The organism is Burkholderia sp. Ac-20344 (assembly GCF_017104975.1).
GTDB lineage: Bacteria > Pseudomonadota > Gammaproteobacteria > Burkholderiales > Burkholderiaceae > Burkholderia.
Genome location: NZ_JAAGPP010000354.1, coordinates 1 through 1487 on the forward strand (window position 1 = coordinate 1; position 1487 = coordinate 1487).

Below are 1487 nucleotides of genomic sequence, written 5' to 3' on the forward strand. Positions count from 1 at the left end.
GGCCAGCGCCGCGCCCGCATGCGCGGTCGCCTGCAGCAGCACGACGGGGCGCCGCCACAACGGCCCGTGCGACGGAAACTCCGCCGCGGCGATCGCATCGATCCGCTCGACGAGCGCATGGCAGGTCGCCTCGCGATAGCGCGCCGCATGAATGCGCACCTGCTCGGCGAGACTCGCGACCGACAGGCGCGGCAGGCGGCGCGCGACGCCCATCGCGTCGAGCGCTTCGAGCAGGTCGATCGCGCGGTGCTCGACGCCGCGCAGCAGCGCGATGCGCGCGGCGGTGCGATAGCCGAGCAGCACGGTATCGGGCGTGCCCGAGTGTTCGAGCACGTCGAGCCGGTTCGCGAGCAGCGCGGCGGCCTGGTCGACGCGATCGGCCTCGTAGGCGAGCGCCGCGCACATCGCCGCGAGCATGCAAGTGAGTGGATGGCGGCGCCCGAGATCGGCTTCCGCGCGTGCCAGCGCCGGCGACAGCGCGTCGTCGGCCAGCCGGACCTGGCCTTCGCGCAGGTAGCTCAGGCCCGTGATCAGCTCGCCCCAGCGCGCGACATAGCCGAACCCGGCCGCCGTCTCGCCGCGCGGCGCGGCATGCTGGAAACGGCGTGCCTGCGCCGGTTCGCCGACGATGATCGCGCGCGCCGAGAGCCGGTTGGCGTGCATTTGCGCGAGCCACGTCGACGCCGGCGGCGTGAAGTCGGCCCACGGTTCGAACAGCGCGACGAAGCGGTCGATTTCGTCGGCGTAATACGCGGCCGCGCTGAGGATCAGCGCGCATTCGTAGCGCATCGCCGCGGGCGTGCCGGTATCCGCGAGGATGCCGGCGATCTGGCGCTGCGCCTCGACATGGCGCTCGCCGAGCGCCAGCGCCCAGGCAACCGCGACGCGCAGCGTCGGACGCTTGTCGAGCTCCGCATCGGGCAGCAGCGCGAGCCAGTCGAGCACGTCGTTGATGCGGCCCTGCTTGATCGCATCCTCGAGACAGCGCTGCGCGAGCGCATACGCCACCTCGAACTGGCCGGCCGCATACGCGTGGCGGGCGGCTTCCTCGGTCATCCCGTGTGCGTCGAGCCACGCGGCCGCACGCGCATGCAGCGCGCTGCGCTCGGCGTCGGGGCCCGCGGCCAGGCGGTCGCGCAGCGTGTCGCGCACGAGCGGATGCAGCCGGCACCAGTCCGAATCGTCCGATGCAATGAACAACGGCGTGTCGCGTGCGAGCCGCGCGAGACGGTCGGGCGCGTCCGCATCGTCGAGCAGCGCGGCGCACAACGACGGATGCAGGCGATCGGCGACGCTCGTGCGGGTCAGGAACGCCGTGTCGTCGGCCGACAGGTTCGTGAGCAGCAGCTCGACGAGCCGGTCGCGCGTGCCGTCGACCCGGGCGGCGAGCGCGTCGACCGCCTGGCGCGGATCGGCCGAGCGCGCCATCGCGGCCATCGCGAGCTGCAGGCCGAGCGGCCAGCCGTCGACGCGTTCGAACAGCCGCG

The 1487-nt window shown here is 73.4% G+C and carries 1 pseudogene; it reads right to left on the reverse strand.

Going from position 1 to position 1487, the window contains the following annotated elements:
- Positions 1-1487: pseudogene (locus tag G3N64_RS39085) on the reverse strand (LuxR family transcriptional regulator); the annotation flags it as partial.